Source organism: Aeromonas sp. S8(2024), from assembly GCF_041403085.1.
Lineage (GTDB): Bacteria > Pseudomonadota > Gammaproteobacteria > Enterobacterales > Aeromonadaceae > Aeromonas > Aeromonas dhakensis.
Map to the genome: position 1 here is coordinate 465,673 of NZ_JBGLRF010000003.1, position 18,692 is coordinate 484,364.

19 protein-coding genes are annotated in these 18,692 nt (G+C 63.4%); 12 read left to right on the forward strand and 7 right to left on the reverse strand.

The genetic code is table 11. The features are described 5' to 3' along the window. Positions 1–211: 211 nt before the first annotated feature. From uhpT to ACB031_RS11030, 10 genes are all read left to right on the forward strand, one after another. On the forward strand, positions 212–1,618 hold the full coding sequence (gene uhpT, locus ACB031_RS10985) for a hexose-6-phosphate:phosphate antiporter (protein WP_017780840.1): 1,407 nt from the start codon (positions 212–214) through the stop codon (positions 1,616–1,618). A gap of 241 nt (positions 1,619–1,859) precedes the next feature. Further along, on the forward strand, positions 1,860–2,165 hold the full coding sequence (locus ACB031_RS10990; protein WP_017409976.1) for a PTS fructose transporter subunit IIB: 306 nt from the start codon (positions 1,860–1,862) through the stop codon (positions 2,163–2,165). Next, positions 2,166–2,933: a PTS sugar transporter subunit IIA gene (locus ACB031_RS10995; protein ID WP_260750687.1), complete on the forward strand. Its 768-nt coding sequence runs from the start codon at positions 2,166–2,168 to the stop codon at positions 2,931–2,933. It begins immediately after the preceding gene. 77 nt (positions 2,934–3,010) lie between these two features. Continuing rightward, on the forward strand, positions 3,011–3,940 hold the full coding sequence (locus ACB031_RS11000; protein ID WP_324038972.1) for a pseudouridine synthase: 930 nt from the start codon (positions 3,011–3,013) through the stop codon (positions 3,938–3,940). Positions 3,941–4,035: 95 nt separating this feature from the next. Continuing rightward, positions 4,036–4,503, forward strand: a complete 468-nt coding sequence (locus ACB031_RS11005) for an NUDIX hydrolase (protein ID WP_117405175.1) — start codon at positions 4,036–4,038, stop codon at positions 4,501–4,503. Between the two features lie 158 nt (positions 4,504–4,661). After that, positions 4,662–5,768 (forward strand): tRNA 2-thiouridine(34) synthase MnmA, encoded by a 1,107-nt coding sequence (gene mnmA, locus ACB031_RS11010; protein WP_124249733.1) that lies wholly within the window; start codon positions 4,662–4,664, stop codon positions 5,766–5,768. Between the two features lie 157 nt (positions 5,769–5,925). Next, positions 5,926–6,537, forward strand: a complete 612-nt coding sequence (gene hflD, locus ACB031_RS11015) for a high frequency lysogenization protein HflD (protein ID WP_371139547.1) — start codon at positions 5,926–5,928, stop codon at positions 6,535–6,537. A gap of 122 nt (positions 6,538–6,659) precedes the next feature. Then, positions 6,660–8,030 (forward strand): adenylosuccinate lyase, encoded by a 1,371-nt coding sequence (gene purB / locus ACB031_RS11020; RefSeq protein WP_010634594.1) that lies wholly within the window; start codon positions 6,660–6,662, stop codon positions 8,028–8,030. Between the two features lie 137 nt (positions 8,031–8,167). After that, entirely contained in the window at positions 8,168–9,298 is a 1,131-nt protein-coding gene (locus ACB031_RS11025) for a JmjC domain-containing protein (protein WP_371139548.1), read from the forward strand. 241 nt (positions 9,299–9,539) lie between these two features. Then, positions 9,540–9,947 carry a hypothetical protein gene (locus ACB031_RS11030; protein ID WP_371139549.1) on the forward strand — a complete coding sequence of 136 codons (408 nt, stop codon included), beginning with the start codon at positions 9,540–9,542 and terminating at the stop codon, positions 9,945–9,947. 64 nt (positions 9,948–10,011) lie between these two features. Here the strand turns inward: ACB031_RS11030 and ACB031_RS11035 are convergent, their stop codons facing one another. The 6 genes from ACB031_RS11035 to ACB031_RS11060 all read right to left on the reverse strand — a co-directional run bounded on the left by ACB031_RS11035 (position 10,012) and on the right by ACB031_RS11060 (position 15,939). Further along, positions 10,012–10,527 (reverse strand): GNAT family N-acetyltransferase, encoded by a 516-nt coding sequence (locus ACB031_RS11035; RefSeq protein WP_005298877.1) that lies wholly within the window; start codon positions 10,525–10,527, stop codon positions 10,012–10,014. Between the two features lie 32 nt (positions 10,528–10,559). Further along, positions 10,560–12,188, reverse strand: a complete 1,629-nt coding sequence (locus ACB031_RS11040) for a GNAT family N-acetyltransferase (protein ID WP_371139550.1) — start codon at positions 12,186–12,188, stop codon at positions 10,560–10,562. After that, a complete protein-coding gene (locus tag ACB031_RS11045) occupies positions 12,188–12,802 on the reverse strand; it encodes a glutathione S-transferase family protein (protein WP_201892261.1) in 615 nt (204 codons plus the stop codon). The genes ACB031_RS11040 and ACB031_RS11045 overlap by 1 nt, the downstream gene beginning before the upstream one ends. Positions 12,803–12,840: 38 nt before the next feature. Further along, the gene (gene pdxH / locus ACB031_RS11050; RefSeq protein WP_005298871.1) at positions 12,841–13,479 is read right to left on the reverse strand and encodes a pyridoxamine 5'-phosphate oxidase; all 639 of its coding nucleotides are present in this window, start codon (positions 13,477–13,479) and stop codon (positions 12,841–12,843) included. 154 nt (positions 13,480–13,633) lie between these two features. Then, positions 13,634–13,963, reverse strand: coding sequence for a hypothetical protein (locus ACB031_RS11055; protein ID WP_371139551.1), 330 nt, complete (start codon positions 13,961–13,963; stop codon positions 13,634–13,636). Then, complete coding sequence (locus tag ACB031_RS11060) at positions 13,960–15,939, reverse strand: reprolysin-like metallopeptidase (protein WP_371139552.1); 1,980 nt, start codon at positions 15,937–15,939, stop codon at positions 13,960–13,962. The genes ACB031_RS11055 and ACB031_RS11060 overlap by 4 nt, the downstream gene beginning before the upstream one ends. 210 nt (positions 15,940–16,149) lie before the next feature. Here ACB031_RS11060 and ACB031_RS11065 point away from each other — a divergent pair, with 210 nt between their 5' ends. Then, a complete protein-coding gene (locus ACB031_RS11065) occupies positions 16,150–17,361 on the forward strand; it encodes an RsmB/NOP family class I SAM-dependent RNA methyltransferase (protein WP_026140853.1) in 1,212 nt (403 codons plus the stop codon). A 66-nt stretch (positions 17,362–17,427) separates the two neighbouring features. On the opposite strand, the gene ACB031_RS11070 is transcribed toward ACB031_RS11065, so the two are convergent. Next, entirely contained in the window at positions 17,428–17,772 is a 345-nt protein-coding gene (locus ACB031_RS11070; RefSeq protein ID WP_010673955.1) for a Grx4 family monothiol glutaredoxin, read from the reverse strand. 286 nt (positions 17,773–18,058) lie between these two features. Between ACB031_RS11070 and sodB the strand changes: the two genes are divergently transcribed. Beyond that, entirely contained in the window at positions 18,059–18,643 is a 585-nt protein-coding gene (gene sodB / locus ACB031_RS11075; protein ID WP_005298860.1) for a superoxide dismutase [Fe], read from the forward strand. The last annotated feature ends 49 nt before the right edge of the window (positions 18,644–18,692 follow it).

An 18,692-nucleotide genomic window follows, 5' to 3' on the forward strand; every position in this document is an offset into this window, starting at 1 on the left:
ATTTGCAGCGCGCCTCATTAAAGTCACGCTACCTGATGTGGTTACCCGACCCGCGCCATGGCGCAAGGGACGGGCATGGGTTCAATCGACAGGGGCTCGCCGCGCACCGCGCCCGCTTCCTGTTGTTCTTTCCGTGGCGTGACCTCCAACTCCAATCAAAAAGGGTGGAACGCGGCGGAAACAGCGTCTATCTCGCAGAGGATGAACGAAGATGTTTAAACTGCTCGAACAGGTCCGGGTCCCCACCCTGAACCTGCCGGTCGAAGCCCGGCGCAAGCTCTGGTTCAAACCGTTTATGCAATCCTATCTGGTTGTGTTCATCGGTTACCTGACCATGTATCTGATCCGCAAGAACTTCAACATTGCGCAGAACGACATGATCCAGGAGTACGGTCTCTCCATGACCGAGCTCGGCATGATCGGCCTTGGCTTCTCCATCACCTACGGGGTGGGCAAGACCATCGTCTCCTACTATGCCGATGGCAAGAACACCAAGCAGTTCCTGCCGCTGATGCTGATCCTCTCCTCCCTCTGCATGCTGGGCTTCAGTGCCAGCATGGGCGGCACCGGTTTCAGCCTCTACCTGATGATCTTCTTCTACGCGGCCAGCGGTTTCTTCCAGAGCTGCGGCGGCTCCTGCAGCTACTCCACCATCACCAAGTGGACACCCCGCAACAAGCGTGGCACCTATCTGGGCATGTGGAACCTCTCCCACAACGTGGGCGGCGCCGGTGCGGCCGGTGTGGCGCTGTTCGGTGCCAACTACCTGTTCGATGGCAACGTGCTCGGCATGTTCATCTTCCCCTCCATCATCGCGCTGATCGTCGGCTTTATCGGCCTGCGCTTTGGTAGCGATTCGCCGGAGGCCTATGGCCTTGGCAAGGTGGAAGAGCTGTTTGACGAAGTGGCGAGCGAAGAAGACGTCGCCACCGAAGAGCAGAAGCTGACCAAGTGGCAGATCTTCGTGAAGTACGTGCTGCTCAACAAGGTGATCTGGCTGCTCTGCTTCGCCAACATCTTCCTCTACGTGGTGCGCATCGGTATCGACCAGTGGTCCACCGTCTACGCCCACCAGGAGCTGGGCTTCTCCAAGGACGTGGCCATCCAGGGCTTTACCTTCTTTGAAGTGGGCGCCCTGGTCGGTACCCTGATGTGGGGTTACCTCTCGGATCTGGCCAACGGTCGCCGTGGTCTGGTGGCCTGCGTGGCGCTGGCGCTGATCATCGCCACCCTGGGGCTCTACCAGCACGCCACCACCCAGTTCATGTTCCTGGGCTCTCTGTTCCTGCTGGGCTTCCTGGTGTTCGGTCCGCAACTGCTGATCGGCGTGGCCGCCGTGGGCTTCGTACCCAAGCAGGGGATCAGCGTGGCCGATGGCGTCAAGGGCACCTTCGCCTACCTCATCGGTGACAGCTTCGCCAAACTGGGTCTGGGCATGATCGCCGACGGCACCCCCATCTTCGGCCTGACCGGCTGGACCGGCACCTTCGCGGCGCTGGACATGGCAGCCGCTGCCTGTCTGGTGCTGATGGCCTGCGTCGCGGTTGCCGAAGAGCGCAAGATCCGCCGCATCAAACGTGAGCTGAAAGCTGCCACTTTGGCGACCCAGTCCGTCTGAGCCCCGGCATCCGCCCGATCTTAAGATTTCACTCCGTAGTGTGTATTCGGCCCGCCCTCTGGCGGGCCGTTTTTTATCCCCTCTTTTCCCCACTCGTCCCTTTTGTGGCCGCAAAAACGCTCACCCCTTGCCCATCCCTTCAACAGAGCGCAGTCGGGATCCCATTTTTGCCTCCGTCCCTTTGGCAAGGCCGTCCCTTGGCGCTATCTTGTTGCCCCACCCGAATTTGCCGTGAGAGCCCATGAAGATCCTCGCCGTCACCGCCTGCCCCACCGGCATCGCCCACACCTACATGGCCGCCGAGGCGCTGCAAAAAGCCGCCGACAAGCTGGGGCTCAAGATCAAGGTCGAGACCCAGGGAGCCATGGGGCTGGAGAACATCCTCACCGCCCGCGACATCGCCGGCGCCGATCTGGTGCTGATCGCCTCCGATATCGAGATTGAGCAAAAAGATCGCTTCCTCGGCTGCCCTATCCACCAGGTGGCGCTGGAGGCGGTGCTGCTCGATGCGGTGGCCGTGCTCAAGACCGCCGCCCCCGGCGTCTGAATGCTGATCCGCGAGATCTCCTTTCACTGCCGGCTGGGGCTCACCATCACCCAGGCCAAGCAGTTGAGTCGGCTGGCCGGGCTGTTCAAGTCCCATATCCAGTTCATCAACGTCACCCGCCGCCAGGCGGTAGAGGCGACCAACCAGCTCTCCCTGCTCACCCTGGCCACCCAGCCCGGCGATCTCTGTCTGCTGCTGATCGAGGGGCTGGATGCCGAGCTCGCCCACATGGCCTTCACCTGCTGGTGCGTGGAGCTGGGCCAACCGCTGGGGCGCCCCGGCAGCGCCGCCCTGGCCGAGCAGCGCCTGGGCCAGGCCCTGCCCGACTATTGCTTCACCCTGGCCCAGCTCGGCCATGCCACGGCGCCCCTCGACAAGGCCCAGGCACTGGCGGTGCTGGTGGATCTGCTGCCCGCCGCGCTGATGAGCGACAGACCCATGCTGGAGCAGGCCATCGCCGCGCGCGAGCAGCTGGCCGCCACCATCATCCGGCCCGGCCTCGCCATGCCCCACGTCATCTGCCCAGCCATCCGTCGCCCCGCGCTCTCGCTGCTCAGCAGCAGCGAGCCCATCGAATGGGGCTCCGCGCTCGGGCCGGTGCAGACCCTGATTTTGCTGGCTGTACCCGCCGGTCTTGCCCCCGAGCAGTTGCGCCCCCTCACCCGGCTGGCCCGCGCATTGATAGACGAGCAGGTGGGTACCGCGCTGCTGCACGCCGGCTCCGCCCCCGCCCGTCAGGCCATCGTCATTGACGGCCTGCTTGGCTGAGCGGCTGGCCTCCCGTCCCCGTCGTTCATGCCCGCGACAGCCCCCTGTGGTACACTCGCCCTTCCCCTGTTTTTGGTATGCATGCGATGAAATCAGCCCGCCCCCGTCTCTCCCTCTCCGCCCGCCCTGACACCGAGCACAAGGCCAAAGGGCCCGCCACGGCGCGCCCATCCCAGCGCAGGGAGGCGCAGCACACCATGAGAGACAAGGAGGGCGAGCGCAAACCGGCACCGGCGCCTGCCGATCGCAAGCTGTTGCTGCTGAACAAGCCCTACATGGTGCTCTGTCAGTTCACCGACGAGGCGGGCCGCGAGACCCTCAAGGATTACATCACCGAGCCCGGCATCTATGCCGCGGGCCGGCTCGACCGTGACAGCGAGGGGCTGTTGCTGCTCACCAACGACGGCAAGCTGCAGGCGCGCCTCACCCAGCCGGGGGAGAAGACCCCCAAGACCTACTGGGTACAGGTGGAAGGAGTGCCTAGCGAGGAGAAACTGGCCGCCCTGCGCGCCGGGGTGGAGCTCAACGACGGCATGACCCTGCCCGCCGGGGCGCGCATCATGGAGGAACCCGCGGTGTGGCCGCGCAACCCGCCCATTCGCGAGCGTAAAGAGATCCCCACCAGCTGGCTGGAGATCAAGATTGTGGAGGGGCGCAACCGCCAGGTGCGGCGGATGACCGCCCATATCGGCCACCCCACCTTGCGCCTGATCCGCTACGCCATCGGGGAGTGGACCCTCGATGGTCTGTCACCGGGGGAGAGCCGCGCCCTGCCCGCTCCCGAGCTGGTAGCGGCACCGCGGCAATCGGCTGTGCACGGCAAGCCGCGCACAGCCGCCAGGCCACAGGGGGCCGGCAGCAACAGCAAGGCCCGGCCGACCCGTGACGCTCAACACCAGGAACAACGCCAGAAGCGGGACAGCCGCGAAGCAAGCCCCCGCCCGGCCAATCGCAGCGGCGGGCGTGGCACCGCGCGCCGCCCGGCCCGCAGCAAGCCATCGGAATAACACGCGTAAGCCATTTGGCCAGCGTGCCGCAACATAGATGGCGCAACCTGATCGAGTGCCACAGCAAGGCACAATACACAAGACAAGGAGTCCCAATGAGCGATCATCCCCCCCTGCCCGCCCGCCTTACCGTGGCCGCCCTGGTGCACTGGCAGGGCCGCTTCCTGCTGGTGGAAGAGGAGATAAAAGGCCAGCGCCGCTTCAACCAGCCCGCCGGCCACGTGGAGCCGGGGGAAGATCTCGTCCAGGCTGCCTGCCGCGAGCTGAAGGAGGAGACAGGGCTCACCGCCGCTCCCACCGCCTGGCTCGGGGTCTATCTCTACAAGCCGGCGGACAGCGAGGCCACCTTTGTGCGCATCGCCGTCATCTTCGACCTTGAAAAGGCGCCGGGTCAGCACCATCCAGAGGATCCCGACGGCGACGTGCTGGCCTGCCACTGGCTCACCCTGGAGGAGATTGCCGAGTGCAAGGCGGCCCTGAGAAGCCCTCTGGTGTGGCAATGCATTCAGGACTATCTGGCGGGTACCAGGCTGCCACTGTCGGCCCTCAAGGCCTTTGTCTGAGAGCCGTTAGAAGCTCTTTTTGACGCTGTGGGGCCGAGACAAGAAAAACGATTTCCTGCTGCCGGGTTCCTGATGGGAACGGCGGCATGGATATGTGACCGGGGGCGCGAAATTCTGGTAGAATACGCCCCGTTTAAACGAACTGGTAACTTCGACTAATGACAGACAACAGCCAAATCAAGGTGATCGTCGGCATGTCCGGCGGCGTGGATTCTTCCGTCTCGGCCTACCTGCTCCAGCAGCAGGGCTATCAGGTCGAAGGCTTGTTCATGAAGAACTGGGAAGAAGACGACACGGACGAGTACTGCTCTGCCGCCCAGGATTTGGCTGATGCCAAGGCCGTCTGCGACAAGCTGGGGATGAAACTCCACACCATCAACTTCGCTGCCGAGTACTGGGACAACGTGTTCGAGCACTTCCTCGAAGAGTACAAGGCCGGCCGTACGCCGAACCCGGATATCCTGTGCAACAAGGAGATCAAGTTCAAGGCGTTCCTGGAGTTCGCCGCCGAAGAGCTGGGTGCCACCTACATCGCCACCGGCCACTATGTGCGCCGTGACGACAGCACCGGCCGCCCGCGCCTGCTGCGCGGCCTCGATACCAACAAGGATCAGAGCTACTTCCTCTACACCCTGAGCGAAGCTCAGGTGGGTCAGAGCCTGTTCCCGGTCGGGGATCTGGAAAAACCCGAGGTGCGCCGCATCGCCGAGCAGCTCGATCTCATCACCGCCAAGAAGAAAGACTCCACCGGTATCTGCTTTATCGGTGAGCGCAAATTCAAGGACTTCCTGGCCAAGTTCCTGCCCGCCCAGCCCGGCCCCATCGAAACCGTCGATGGCAAAGTCATCGGCGAGCATCAGGGGCTGATGTACCACACCCTGGGCCAGCGCAAGGGCCTTGGCATCGGCGGACGCAAAGATGCCACCGAAGAGGCCTGGTACGTGGTCGACAAAGAGGTCGAGCGCAACACCCTGATAGTGGCGCAGGGGGAACATCCCCGCCTCTACTCCGATGGCCTCATTGCGAGCCAGCTGCACTGGGTGGATCGCACCCCCATTCGCGAACCGCGCCGCTGCACCGTCAAGACCCGCTATCGGCAGGAAGATATCCCCTGCCTGATCCAGCCCATCGACGATGAGACCATCCGGGTCATCTTCGACGAAAGCCAAGCTGCGGTCACCCCGGGTCAGTCCGCCGTCTTCTACGACGGGGAAGTGTGTCTGGGCGGTGGCATCATAGAGCAGCGTTTCAGCCATCCGGTGTAAGGGCTGGACGCTCACAAGCGTCCGCGCTCTACTCCCTTCTCCCCTCGCGGGAGAAGGGACAAAGAATAAACAGCACAAGGCAGTGATACATGATTGGCAACTTCCTGGCCGGATCATGACATCGGCCGGTGAATGAACAGAACAGGGCTGTGAAGATATGAGCGACAAATTCCAAGACAGAACCATGGCCTTTGCCGGCATCTGCCAGGCCGCCTACCTGGTGCAGAAGGTGGCCCGCGACGGCACCTGTGACGAGGCCTCCCTGCGCGAGAGCCTCTCCAGCATCCTGGTCACCGACCCCAAGCAGCCACTGGACGTGTTCGGCAACCACCTCGCCATTCGCGACGGCTACCGCGCCCTGGTCGAGCAGCTGGGCGCCGACGGCAGCCAGAAGAATGCCGAGCTGACCCGCTACGTGGTGAGCCTGATTGCGCTGGAGCGCAAGCTGGCCAAGCGCAAGGACATTCTCAACATGCTGGGTGAGCGGATCGGCCAGATTGGTCGCCAGCAACAGCATTTCGACCTGCTCGACGAGCAGATCCTGGCCAACATGGCGAGCATCTACAGCGATCTCATCAGCCCGATCGGCTCCAGAATCCAGGTGGCGGGTACCCCGCTGTTCCTGCAGCAGCCGCTGGTGCAGCACAAGGTGCGCGCCCTGCTGCTGGCCGGCATCCGGGCCTGCGTGCTGTGGCGCCAGCTCGGCGGCAGCCGTACCCAGATCATCTTCGCCCGCAAGAAGATGGTGGAACTGGCCAAGCGTTACTAATCATTGGCTCGCGCAAAGGCAGAGGGAGAACAGGGTGAACAGCCGCACATCAGCCTTGATAGCCCCCGGCCCGCACGCGAGTGGATACGAATCCCCCACACCAATCATCAGGAGTTCACCCCATGGAGCTGTCCGCGCTGACTGCTGTTTCCCCGATTGACGGTCGTTATGGCGACAAGGCCGATGCCCTGCGCCCTATCTTCTCCGAATTCGGTCTGCTGCGTTTTCGCGTCGAAGTCGAGGTGCGCTGGTTGCAAAAACTGGCCAGCCACGCCGGGATCCCGGAAGTCCCTGCCCTGAGCGCAGCCGCCAGTGCCCTGCTCGACGGCATCGTCAGCAACTTCAACGAGAGCGACGCCGCCCGCATCAAACAGATCGAGCGCACCACCAACCATGATGTGAAAGCGGTGGAGTACTTCCTCAAAGAAAAAGTCGAAGTAAACCCTGAGCTGGCCGCCGTCAGCGAATTTATCCACTTCGCCTGCACCTCCGAAGACATCAACAACAACTCCCACGGCCTGATGCTGAAGACCGCCCGCGAGGAGGTCATCAAGCCTTACTGCGAGAAGCTGATTGCCGAGATCAAGCGTCTGGCCGCCGAGTACCGCGACATGCCGCTGCTGTCGCGCACCCACGGTCAGCCGGCGACCCCGAGCACCATGGGCAAGGAGATGGCCAACGTCGCCTACCGTCTGGAGCGTCAGCTCAAGCAGATCATGGCAGTGGAGATCTTGGGCAAGATCAACGGCGCCGTGGGCAACTACAACGCCCACATCAGCGCCTATCCGGAAGTGGACTGGCACCAGTTCTCCGAGGAGTTCGTCACTTCTCTGGGCCTGACCTGGAACCCCTACACCACCCAGATCGAGCCGCACGACTACATCGCCGAGCTGTTCGACGCCATGGCGCGCTTCAACACCATCCTGATCGACTTCGATCGCGACGTGTGGGGCTACATCTCCCTGGGCCACTTCAAGCAGCGCACCATCGCCGGCGAGATCGGCTCCTCCACCATGCCGCACAAGGTCAACCCCATCGACTTCGAGAACTCCGAAGGCAATCTGGGTCTGGCCAACGCCGTGTTCCAGCACCTGGCGAGCAAACTGCCCATCTCCCGCTGGCAGCGTGATCTGACCGACTCGACCGTGCTGCGCAACCTGGGCGTGGCAGTGGGTTACTCCCTGATTGCCTATCAGGCGACCCTGAAGGGTATCTCCAAGCTGGAAGCCAACGCCGATGCCATGGCCGCCGATCTGGATGCCAACTGGGAAGTGCTGGCCGAGCCGATCCAGACCGTGATGCGCCGCTACGGCATCGAGAAGCCCTATGAGAAGCTCAAAGAGCTGACCCGTGGCCGCCGCGTCGATGCCGAAGGGATGCGTACCTTTATCGACACCCTGGAATTGCCGGAAGCCGTCAAGGTTGAGCTGAAGAAGCTGACCCCGGCCAACTATATCGGTGACGCCCAGCGTCTGGTCGACCTGCTGAAATAAGCGGGCGAGAGAGTATCGGGGGCCCTGGGCACTAGCCACAGGGCCCCCTGTTGTTTTCCCTGCCCAGGCAGGGCCATGAGTGGCGTTGCCCAAGCCCGTCTTGGGCAACACCTCTCTCACAGAGACACGAGAAGACCATGTACCAACTCAATCTGGATATCGCTCACTTCCTCGAGCACTACTGGCAGAAGCGCCCGCTCCTCATCAAGGGCGGTTTCACCGACTTTCAGGATCCCATCAGCCCGGACGAGCTGGCGGGTCTGGCCATGGAAGAGGTGATTGAATCGCGCCTGGTGACCCGCTTCAACAACAAGTGGGAAGCTGCCCACGGCCCCTTCGAATCCTACGATCACCTGGGCGAAGAGAACTGGACCGTGCTGGTGCAGGCCTGCAACCACTGGGCCCCCGAGGTCAACGAGCTGGCGCTGCCGTTCCAGTTCATCCCGGGCTGGCGTTTTGACGATGTGATGGTGAGCTTCTCCACCCCTCACGGTGGCGTCGGCCCCCACATCGACAACTACGACGTCTTCATCACCCAGGGTCAGGGCAAGCGCCACTGGCGGGTCGGCGATGCAACACCGCGAAGCGAGTTTGCCGCCCACGCCGCCCTGCTGCACTGCGAGCCGTTCGAGGCGATCATCGACGTCATCATGGAGCCGGGCGACATCCTCTACATTCCGCCTGGATTCCCCCACGAGGGCTACGCCATCGAGCCCTCCCTGAACTTCTCGGTGGGTTTTCGCGCGCCCGATGCCAAGGCGCTTATCTCCTCCTTTGCCGATCACCTGATCGACAACGAGATCCGCACCGAGCGTTACGGCGATGCCGATCTCAAGCCCCGTGCCCGCCACGGCGAGATCCAGCCCCATGAGCTGCACCGCCTGCGCGAGCTGATGCAGCAGGCACTCGATGACGAGACCCTGTTCAAGGAGTGGTTCGGCACCATGATCTCCGAGGCCAAGCATGATCTGGACGTCAATCCGGTGGAGCCGGACTACAGCGCCGAGGAAGTGGCCGACCTGCTGACCCAGGGCGAGCCCGCCATCAAGGTGCCGGGCCTGCGCTCTGTCTGGTTCAGTGGCGAAAGCCAGACCTGCTACATCGACGGCGAAGCCTGGACCCTGCCAAGCGAAGATGCGGCAGCAATTTCGCTCTTGTGCGACAAGGACATGGTTACCCAGACCGACATGGTGGAGCTGGCCGATCAGGCCGGCTTCCTGCAGCTGCTGACTCGGCTGGTCAACCGCGGCTACTGGTTCTTCAACTGATCCCCTCGCGGTGACAGAAGGCGCCCTCGGGCGCCTTTTCTATCTCTGCTGCCCGACCTCACCGTCTATGCTGCCGACCAGGCCACCCCGGCGGCTCGTTTCACTGCTTGCCTTATCCACAACCTGCTTTCGAAGCTGAACCCACTCTTGACGGCACACCTGATGATGCTTTTTTGCGCAAGTGAAAGCTCGTATCATGCGGCCATTGCTCAAGCAACCAGGTTTAGCAGAGAGGTATCCCATGCAGATCAGCACTCGTCCCATGCCGTTGCCCGGTTATGGCAACGCCTATTCCAAGCTGACCCCGGAGCAGCTCAACCTGGGTCGTGACAAGGCGCTGGACAAGAGAGATGAATACGTGGCGACGCAGGAGGAGAAAGAGACCACCCGCCGCACTCTGGCCGTCTCCTACACAGAGCAGCAGCAGGACAAGGCCGCCGTGGATCGCTATCTGCAAGCCAGTGGGCAGGAGAGCGATGAGCAAAGCGCCCCGACGGCTGTCGATCTCTACCGGATGGAAGAACGCCACCAGCAGCAACAGCAGCTCGGCGACTACCTGCAATACCGGCAGAGCCCCCTTGGCAAACAACTGGCAGGCACGACAGGGGCCGAGGATCGCAAGGGCAACCTGCTCGATACCCGCGCCTGAGCAAGCCCTGTACACACAAGGGGATGACATAAAAAAAGCCCTCGCTGAGGGCTTTTTTTATGGGTCAGGATGCCGTCTCTTCCGGCAACTCGTCAAACAGCGGGTGGTAGAGCACCTCCCCCTGCACGCCAGCCAGACCGCCCTCCTGCAGCTCCATCGCCATGAAGCAGTCGGCGGGCACTTCATAGATGCAGTGCAGGCCGAACTCGCTGGCGGGACGAAAACCGAAGCGGCTGTAATAGGTCGGGTCACCAAGTACCACCACCGCCTTCCAGTCCATCTCCAGCGCCGTATCCAGCCCCTCGCGCACCAGATCCGAGCCGATCCCCTGCCCCTGCCAATCCGGGTGGACCGCCACGGGCGCGAGACCAAGCCAGGGCCCCTCCACCCCGTTAATGGTGATCGGGCTCAGCATCAGGTGCCCCATGAACTCGTACTCCTCCTCCTCGACCATGGTCACCACGGCTGCGCCGCATTCGCGCAGGCGGTTGACCAGTTCGGCCTCGTCGGTACGGCCAAAGGCGGCACTCACCAGGTCATAGACCGGCAGCATGTCGCCAGGGCGCTCGGTTCTCAGCATACAGCGTTACTCCTCGTACAGCAGAGCGGGCATTATTCCACAAACTGCCCGCCGCCCTGAGCATCTTTGTCCAGAAATGGGAGGGTGAACTCAGGAAAACGATCCGCCACCTGCACCAGCAACTCATGCAGATCGGCCGGTTGCAGGCGGGTGATGGCGGTTCGATAGGCGTTGAACAGCGGCGGTTCGGCCTGTGCCAGCCAGGCCAGAGTATCGTCGGCATCCCGATGCCAGCGACCGGCCAGCTCATCGAGCAGAGCGGGCATGGCCACCAGCAAGTCGAGCAGATGATAGCGATGGGTGAGCGGCTCAGCGGCCAGCAGGGCGAGCCTGGACTCCTCCCTTGCGAGCCAGCGCAGGCGCTGGTGCCGCTCCGCCAGGGTCAGCAACACAGGCCCATGGCGCTGCAGGCTGGCCAGCTGCAGCAGGTAGTCCAGCCCCTGCTCCTCGGCGTCTTTCAGCAGCAGGCCGCGCAGCAGATGGAGCTGCTCCGGCTCGGCCTGTGCCAGCGCATCCTGGTCGTAGTATTCCACCGCCAGCGGCCCGCCAGTATCCAGGGAGCATGGCGGCGAGGCGGCGGGCTCGCCCTCTTCTGCCTCATCCCGATTTGTCATGAACAGCGCCAGCCACTGCGGCGCCCCCTCCCCGACCTGTGTCTGCAAGAGGGCCGCCACCACCCGCTCGTCGGCCAGCAGGGGGGCCAGCTGCCGTTCGACCGGCGCCGCCAGCGTCAGGCTTCGTGCCAGCTGCCAGTAGCTCACCTCGCTCTGGTTCTGGCTCTGGCGCTGGCCACTCAATGCCCGTCGACCGCAATAGCGCATGCCCAGCTTGGCCATCACCCGGCCGGAGGCATGGTTGTCCGGCATGTGGCGGGCGGTGAGCACCGGCAGCTGCAGCCGGTCGAACGCAAAGGCCTTCACCAGCTGGGCGGCCCGGGTCGCCAGCCCGCGGTTTTGCCAGGGCACGCCCACCCACCAGGCCAGCTCGCCGTTCCAGTGCAGCGAGATCACCCCCACCAGCGGTGCCTGGCCCTCGCCTGCCGGCAGGGTCAGCGCCCAGCTCCAGCCCAATCCGAGCGCCGCCTTGCGCCAGCAGCCGGCCAGCCAGTCGCGAGCCGCCTCCGGCGGATAGGGGTGGGGAATGTTGAGGGTGTAGCGGGCGAGCGCCGCATCGCTGCAATAGCGCACCACCTCGGCTTCATCGAGCGCCAGCAGGGGGCGCAGTTGCAGGGCGGGTTCCGACCGGGAGGGAGGTTCGGCCAGCACGGGCACCGTCAGGCGGCGGGCCAGCAGGCAGTTGAGCACGGCGCCCAGATCGTCCTGCGCCGTCAGCGCCAGATCGGCCCCCTGCCCTCCCAGGGTCAGCAGCCCCTCCTCTCGCGCCAGCGTCAGCAGGGAGGACGAGCCACTGATGAGGATCTGCCGGCTCGGATCAACGGCCTGCTGGCCGGGCAGATCGCCGTCCAGCCAGGCGGCCAGCAGTGCGCTAGCCGAACGCACGCCATTGGGCGGACAACAAGACCAGAGTCCGCCGGTATCGTTCGGCAAACGCTCATCGACCTTGCTCTGCAGCAACTGCCAGCCATGACCTTGCCGCTGCCAGGCCTGCAACACCGGCGCCCAGTGGGGCTGCCACAGGGCGCGCTCGATCAGCAGTTCCATCAGCCGGCCTGACAGGCAGCAGGCAGGCTCAGGTGGCGGGGATGCGCCTCGATACGGGCAATCCAGGCCCGGATGGCGGGCCACCCCTGCAGCGAGAAGATCCCCTCCTCCGCCACATGGGTGTAGGCGTACAGCGCGATGTCGGCGATGGTCGGCGCCTCACCGCACAGGTAGGAACTCTGCTTGAGCCGCTGCTCCAGCACCGCCAACGCCTTCTCGCCGCCGGCCTTGAGTCCGTCGAGGCGCGCCTCCTGGGACTCCGGCCGCCCCAGATAGTGAACGATAAAACGGGCTACCGCGATATAGGGCTCATGACTGTACTGCTCGAAGAACAGCCACTTGAGCACCTCGGCCTGCTGGCGCGGCTCGGCCGGCCACAGGGGCGACCCTTGCGCCAGGTAGAAGAGGATGGCGTTGGACTCCGCCAGGGTGTCGCCCTGGGCCAGCTCCAGCACCGGGATCTTGCCGTTGGGGTTCAGGGCCAAAAAGTCGGGGGTGCGGGTCTCCCCCGCCAGCACATCCACCGGCACCCATTCGAGGGGCAGCTCAAGCCAGCGGGCCAGCAGCCAGGGCTTGTAGCAGTTGCCGGACTTCAGATCGCCATACAGACGCATACAGACTCCTTGTCAGCAGCAAAAGGCTAGCGGGGCACTCAGGGCGCCAGCCGCTCGATGTGCCACCCTTCCCCTTCGCGGGTGTAGTAGAAGCGGTCGTGCAGGCGATGCTCGCCCCCCTGCCAGAACTCGACCGTGTCGATGCGCACCCGGAAACCGCCCCAGAAGCTCGGCAGCGGCACCTCGCCATTGGCAAACTTCTGCTTGAGCTCGAGGAACTTGGCCTCCAGCACGCCGCGCGCCGAGATGCGGGTCGACTGTTTGGAGACCCAGGCGGCGATCTGGCTGTCTTTGGGGCGGCTGTGGAAATACTTCATCACCTCGAAGGTGCTCATCTTCTCCACCCGGCCGGTCACGTGCACCTGTCTGTCCAGGGTGTGCCAGGGGAAGAGCAGGCTGATGCGGGGGTTGCCCTCCAGCTGGTGTGCCTTGCGGCTGCCCATGTTGGTGTAGAACACCATGCCTTCGGCGTCGTAGTGCTTGAGCAGCACGGTGCGCTGCCAGGGCTGGCCGTCGGCATCCACTGTGCCCACCACCATGGCGGTGGGGTCGGTCAGCCTGGCTTCGCACGCCTGGGCCAGCCACTTCTCGAACAGGGCGAGGGGCTCGGCCGGCAGATCAGCCCTGTGCAGTCCACCCCGGGTGTATTCACGGCGCAGATCGGCTACATCCATCATCTTGATTTTCCTTCTCTCTTTGCCGCCCATGCGGCCATGCGTGCAGGCATTGTGCGACGAGCACGCCATGGGTACAAGCCTTGTGACCGGCAAATGACAGCCGTAAAAAAGAGGGAGGCTCGCGCCTCCCCCTGTTGACCTTGACGGCCCTCTGTCACTGCCGATCCGTCGCCGGTCGTGACGGGCAGTGCGCCAGCATGCGCCGGTTGTAGTCGGCCGCGTAGGCCGCCAGTTTAGCCTGGGCCTCCTGCTGGCCTGGCTTGATCACATCCCCCAGCCCCTCCAGATAGCGCACGCCGCAGCGGGCCTTGGCTGATGCCTGCTCTGCCGGCGCTATGCCGGGCGCCACCTCACCGCGCCCGGCCCGCACGATCAGCCGGTAATCCTGCTTGGCCAGGCTGGCGCTGACCGCCTGCTCCAGGGTATCGGCATCGGCCTGACAGCCGCCGAGCAGGGACGCCAGCACCAGCCAGGCCGCCCTCATCCGCGCCTCCGCTGCCAGCCCAGCAGGGCCAGCGCCAGGGTCCAGAGACCGAGGGCGCCACCACCGCCACCGCCCGAGCTGCCGCCGCTTTGGACGACAGGCAGCTTGGCCGGGCTGATGGCGAAGAAGATGTTGTCGCTGCAAGCCACCTTCAGGCGGGCGGCGCTGGCCAGATCTGCCGGCAGGGTCACGGTGGCCGAGCCGCTGTTGGGCTGGCTGACCGCCAGGCTGCTCCAGCTGGTTCCCTCGTTCTGGGTCAGGAGCAGATCCACCTTGCTGCAGCTGATCGGAGCCAGGTTGGTGCCGGCCACATCCCAGCTGACCGCCTGACTTGCCCCCGGCGTCAACGACACCCCAAGCGGCGCAGTCAGCCGGAAGGCGCTGCCGGTATTGACCACCTGTACCTTCATGTCGTCGCTGGCGACACCGCCCTTGCCGTCACGCACCGTCAGCCGGAAATTGAGATCCTGGTTGGTGGTGGGCCAGGCCTCGCCCTTGGCTAGCGTGCCCGAGAGCAGGGAGGGCAGGCTCGGCAGGATCCGCTCCGGTGAGCTGGTGGGGGAGACAAAGCGAAACAGCGGCCGGCTACCGTCGTCCACCATGGTGGCCAGGCTGCTCGACTCAGTCCCCAGATCGATCTGCTCCCAGGTGTAGGTCAGGGGATCACCGTCCAGATCGGCGCCGGCCCCCTTGAGCGCGAACGGCGTGTTGGCCGGAATGATGCGGCTGGCCCCGGCCGCCGCCTGGGGCGCGTTGTTGACAAGATCGATGGAGGTGCCACAGGTCGGCACGGTCGCCATGTGCGCCCGCATCTGCTCGATGGACTTGCTGTGGAAATAGGGGTCGCCGTGGGGCTGGATATTCTCCTCCCCGCAGATGCCGGCATAGGCCATGATGGAGGTGCCGCTGCCCGGCTCCCAAGCCTGATCCGCAACACGGTTACCGCTGCCGCAGCTGTTGGTGGTGCCATTGAAGGTGTGATCGGCGCCGAACTGGTGGCCGATCTCGTGGGCCACATAGTCGATAAAGAAGGCATCTCCTTGCGGAGTACTTGAACCAGTCACCCCCCGTGAACGACCCGTAGTACACAGCACCCCTAACCCAGCCAACCCACCGCTACCGGTATTGACCACATGGCCGATGTCAAACGCGCCTAAAGGCTCGCTGGGCAAGGCCTGCGCATTAGACTGAACGGTAATATTGAGCGCTGCATCGCTGTCAGTATTGGTAAAAGGATCACTGATGGGATCGGTAAAGATGATGTTGTCGTTGCCGCTGGCCAACTGAAACTCGGCCCCCACGTCGCGCTGGTACACCTCGTTGACCCGGTTGAGCAGGGTGGCGATGGCCGCGGTGGCCAGCACCTTGGAACCGCCGTGGAACTGGGTGTACTCCCCCGCCGCCGAGATGGCGATGACGTAGCGCTTGCGCACGTTGCCATCCACCTGCACCTTGTGCGCCAGCGCCTTGCTGGCATCGCTGCCGATAACCTTGTCCGCTTCCTCCTCCAGCCGGCTGTAGGCGTCCTGCTGGTAATAGACGGCATACCCCTCGGCATTACTGAGGGGATCGACGAACACCGTCTTGCCCTGATGGGTGAACATGGCGTGGAAGCCCAGCGGCCCCAGATCAAAGCGCCCCGTCTCTACCGGCGCCGCCGGATTGTGACCCTTGAAGGTCTTAATTTCGGGGAATTTGGCCGCCTGATCGGCCGGCAGCAGGTCATAGGCCTGCAGGGTGAAGGTCACCTCTCCCCCGTCGGGCAGCGGCAGGGTCAGCAAACCCGCCCCGGCTTGCAGTCCGGCAAAATAGTCGATGGGCACCTTGGCCACCCGAAACTGGTTGGCCCGCACTTCATAACCGTCGGCGGCGGTGGCGCGCGCCGCGACCGTATCCCACTCCTTGGCCGCAAGGCCGCCCGAACTCATCAAGCTGGCAACCACCAGCGCCAAGGGAGAAAATTTCATCAACTGCATCTTTTTAGTCCTTTTAAAATGCACTCACCTGAACTGCAACCGGCATCATTCGCCTGCAGCCCTGTTTAGTCCAGTACCACCTACCGGATATTCCCCAAATGAGGAGTGTTGCACCAACCCTGTCTAGCCCCTATCATTGCGCGGATTTATCAGTTTTTGAGCCGCGTCACCATGGCGACGGTTCGTCTTTTTCTGACCAAGGTTAATCTCATGCTCAAATCCCCACTGTTGCCCCGTCTCGGGGACCTGGTCGTTGCCATTGTTGACGATGTGCTGGGCCAGGGTCTCACCCTGGATCGCGCCTATGCCCGTCACTTCTCCGGCATCGAACTCAAACCGCAAGAACAGGCAAGGATTGCCCTGGTCACCGGCGATCTGCTGCGTCGCCTCAGCCTCTACTGCGCCCTGACCGGTATTCAGGTCCGCCAGGCCGAGAAGCACGTCTGGCCGCTGCTGCACAGCTGGCATGCTTTCCACAAGATAGCTCAACCCAACCATCCGACGCTGGATCGCTTCAATGAAGAGGCGTTTCGTCGCCGCCTGACCGAAGCCAAGAAAAACCCGGTGTTGATGGATGGCTGCCCGACCTGGCTGGAAAAGCTCGGCAGCGAACAGCTGGGCGATGCCTGGCCGGCCGAGCGTGCCGCCCTGACCGCCATGCCCAAGCGTTACCTGCGGGTCAACACCCTCAAGTGCACCCGTGACGAGCTGCAGGCCGCGCTGGCCAAAGAGCAGGTCACCACTGTACCGGTGGAAGGGGTCGAGAGCGCCCTGGAAGTGACCTCGGATGCCGCCCTGTTTCGCACCAACGCCTTTGCCGACGGCTGGTTCGAGCAGCAGGATGCCGGCTCCCAGCACATCGCGGCGGCGCTCGACGTAGCCCCCGGCATGCGGGTGATCGACGCCTGTGCCGGTGCCGGCGGCAAGACCCTGCATCTGGCCGCCATGATGAAGGGCAAGGGCCGCCTGCTGGCCATGGACGTGGAAGAGTGGAAGCTCGAAAACCTCAAGCAGCGCGCCCGCCGCGCCGGTGCCCACAACGTGGAGACCCGGGTCATCACCAGCAGCAAGACCGTCAAGCGTCTCAAAGAGAGCGCGGATCGCCTGCTGCTGGACGTGCCCTGCTCCGGCCTTGGCGTACTCAAGCGCAATCCGGATGCCAAGTGGCGCGATACCGCCGAGCGGCTGCCGGTGCTGGTCGCCCTGCAGGAAGAGATCCTGCAGCGCTACAGCCAGATGGTGAAAGTGGGCGGCATGCTGGTCTACGCCACCTGCTCCATCCTGCCCGAGGAGAACCGCCAGCAGGTGGACAAGTTCCTCGCCGCCAACGAAAACTTCCGCCTGCTCGGTGATCACACCGTAAGCCCGGCGGCCACCGGTTTCGACGGCTTCTATCTGGCGCGCATCGAGCGCATCGCCTGATACCTGCTTGCAGCATAAGAAAAGGGGAGCCAATGGCTCCCCTTTTTGCATGATGCGATGGCGGCCTTATTCGGCGGCTGCGTCATCCTGCTTGTGTTTGGCGGCAGTTTCCTTGATCAGGGTTTGCAGTTCGCCAGCCTGGAACATCTCGATCATGATGTCGCAGCCGCCGACCAGCTCGCCCTCGACCCACAGCTGCGGGAAGGTGGGCCAGTTGGCAAACTTCGGCAACTCGGCGCGGATGTCCGGGTTTTGCAGGATGTCGACGTAAGCAAACGGCTCGCCACAGGACATCAGGGCCTGGGAGGCCTGTGCAGAGAAACCGCAGCTGGGTAGCTTGGGGGAGCCCTTCATGTACAGGATGATGGGGTTTTCAGCCAGCTGCTGTTTGATCTTTTCAATAGTTTCCATAGGTGCCTCACTAGAGCGATTTCGGCGGCCATTCTACTGCAATCCGGGCAGACCACAAACTGGCAAACCGCGGCAACAGCAAGAAGTGACGAATCAATACGCCGCAGCTTGATCCGGATCATGGCGAGAATCAAGAGTTGTTAGGCCATCTTTGATGCTGGTACAATCGATGGGCTTTGGGCCAACTGGCCCCATCACTTCAAGAACAATTCTTTTCAAAATAGAAAAGAGTACGCAATGTCTTGCAACCGTCGCCTTCGCACGGCCAGCCAATGGAGAGTAGAAAATGGCATTCGAACTTCCCGCTCTGCCCTATGCAATCAATGCTCTGGAACCGCACATCTCCCAGGAAACTCTGGAATACCACCACGGCAAGCACCACAACACCTACGTGGTCAACCTGAACAACCTGGTGCCGGGTACCGAGTTTGAAGGCAAGTCTCTGGAAGAGATCATCAAGACCTCCACTGGTGGCATCTTCAACAACGCCGCCCAGATCTGGAACCACACCTTCTACTGGCACTGCCTCTCCCCGAACGGCGGTGGCGAGCCCACTGGCGCCCTGGCCGATGCCATCACCAAGGCGTTCGGCTCCTTCGCCGAGTTCAAGGATGCGTTCACCAAGTCTGCCATCGGCAACTTCGGCTCCAGCTGGACCTGGCTGGTGAAGAAGGCTGACGGCTCCCTGGCCATCGTCAACACCTCCAACGCCGGTTGCCCGCTGACCGAAGCCGGTACCACCCCGCTGCTGACCGTCGACCTGTGGGAGCACGCCTACTACATCGACTTCCGCAACCTGCGTCCGAAGTACATGGAAACCTTCTGGGCCCTGGTCAACTGGGAATTCGTGGCCAAGAACCTGGCTGCCTGATAGCGCCACACTCTTGCCAAAACGCCTCGCTCTTGCGGGGCGTTTTTTA

Excerpts from the sequence above, each read along its gene's own strand:
- uhpT (WP_017780840.1), top strand. The coding sequence starts at position 212 with ATGTTTAAACTGCTCGAACAGGTCCGGGTCCCCACCCTGAACCTGCCG.
- ACB031_RS10990 (WP_017409976.1), top strand. The coding sequence starts at position 1,860 with ATGAAGATCCTCGCCGTCACCGCCTGCCCCACCGGCATCGCCCACACC.
- ACB031_RS10995 (WP_260750687.1), top strand. The coding sequence starts at position 2,166 with ATGCTGATCCGCGAGATCTCCTTTCACTGCCGGCTGGGGCTCACCATC.
- ACB031_RS11000 (WP_324038972.1), top strand. The coding sequence starts at position 3,011 with ATGCATGCGATGAAATCAGCCCGCCCCCGTCTCTCCCTCTCCGCCCGC.
- ACB031_RS11005 (WP_117405175.1), top strand. The coding sequence starts at position 4,036 with ATGAGCGATCATCCCCCCCTGCCCGCCCGCCTTACCGTGGCCGCCCTG.
- mnmA (WP_124249733.1), top strand. The coding sequence starts at position 4,662 with ATGACAGACAACAGCCAAATCAAGGTGATCGTCGGCATGTCCGGCGGC.
- hflD (WP_371139547.1), top strand. The coding sequence starts at position 5,926 with ATGAGCGACAAATTCCAAGACAGAACCATGGCCTTTGCCGGCATCTGC.
- purB (WP_010634594.1), top strand. The coding sequence starts at position 6,660 with ATGGAGCTGTCCGCGCTGACTGCTGTTTCCCCGATTGACGGTCGTTAT.
- ACB031_RS11025 (WP_371139548.1), top strand. The coding sequence starts at position 8,168 with ATGTACCAACTCAATCTGGATATCGCTCACTTCCTCGAGCACTACTGG.
- ACB031_RS11030 (WP_371139549.1), top strand. The coding sequence starts at position 9,540 with ATGCAGATCAGCACTCGTCCCATGCCGTTGCCCGGTTATGGCAACGCC.
- ACB031_RS11035 (WP_005298877.1), bottom strand. The coding sequence starts at position 10,527 with ATGCTGAGAACCGAGCGCCCTGGCGACATGCTGCCGGTCTATGACCTG.
- ACB031_RS11040 (WP_371139550.1), bottom strand. The coding sequence starts at position 12,188 with ATGGAACTGCTGATCGAGCGCGCCCTGTGGCAGCCCCACTGGGCGCCG.
- ACB031_RS11045 (WP_201892261.1), bottom strand. The coding sequence starts at position 12,802 with ATGCGTCTGTATGGCGATCTGAAGTCCGGCAACTGCTACAAGCCCTGG.
- pdxH (WP_005298871.1), bottom strand. The coding sequence starts at position 13,479 with ATGATGGATGTAGCCGATCTGCGCCGTGAATACACCCGGGGTGGACTG.
- ACB031_RS11055 (WP_371139551.1), bottom strand. The coding sequence starts at position 13,963 with ATGAGGGCGGCCTGGCTGGTGCTGGCGTCCCTGCTCGGCGGCTGTCAG.
- ACB031_RS11060 (WP_371139552.1), bottom strand. The coding sequence starts at position 15,939 with ATGCAGTTGATGAAATTTTCTCCCTTGGCGCTGGTGGTTGCCAGCTTG.
- ACB031_RS11065 (WP_026140853.1), top strand. The coding sequence starts at position 16,150 with ATGCTCAAATCCCCACTGTTGCCCCGTCTCGGGGACCTGGTCGTTGCC.
- ACB031_RS11070 (WP_010673955.1), bottom strand. The coding sequence starts at position 17,772 with ATGGAAACTATTGAAAAGATCAAACAGCAGCTGGCTGAAAACCCCATC.
- sodB (WP_005298860.1), top strand. The coding sequence starts at position 18,059 with ATGGCATTCGAACTTCCCGCTCTGCCCTATGCAATCAATGCTCTGGAA.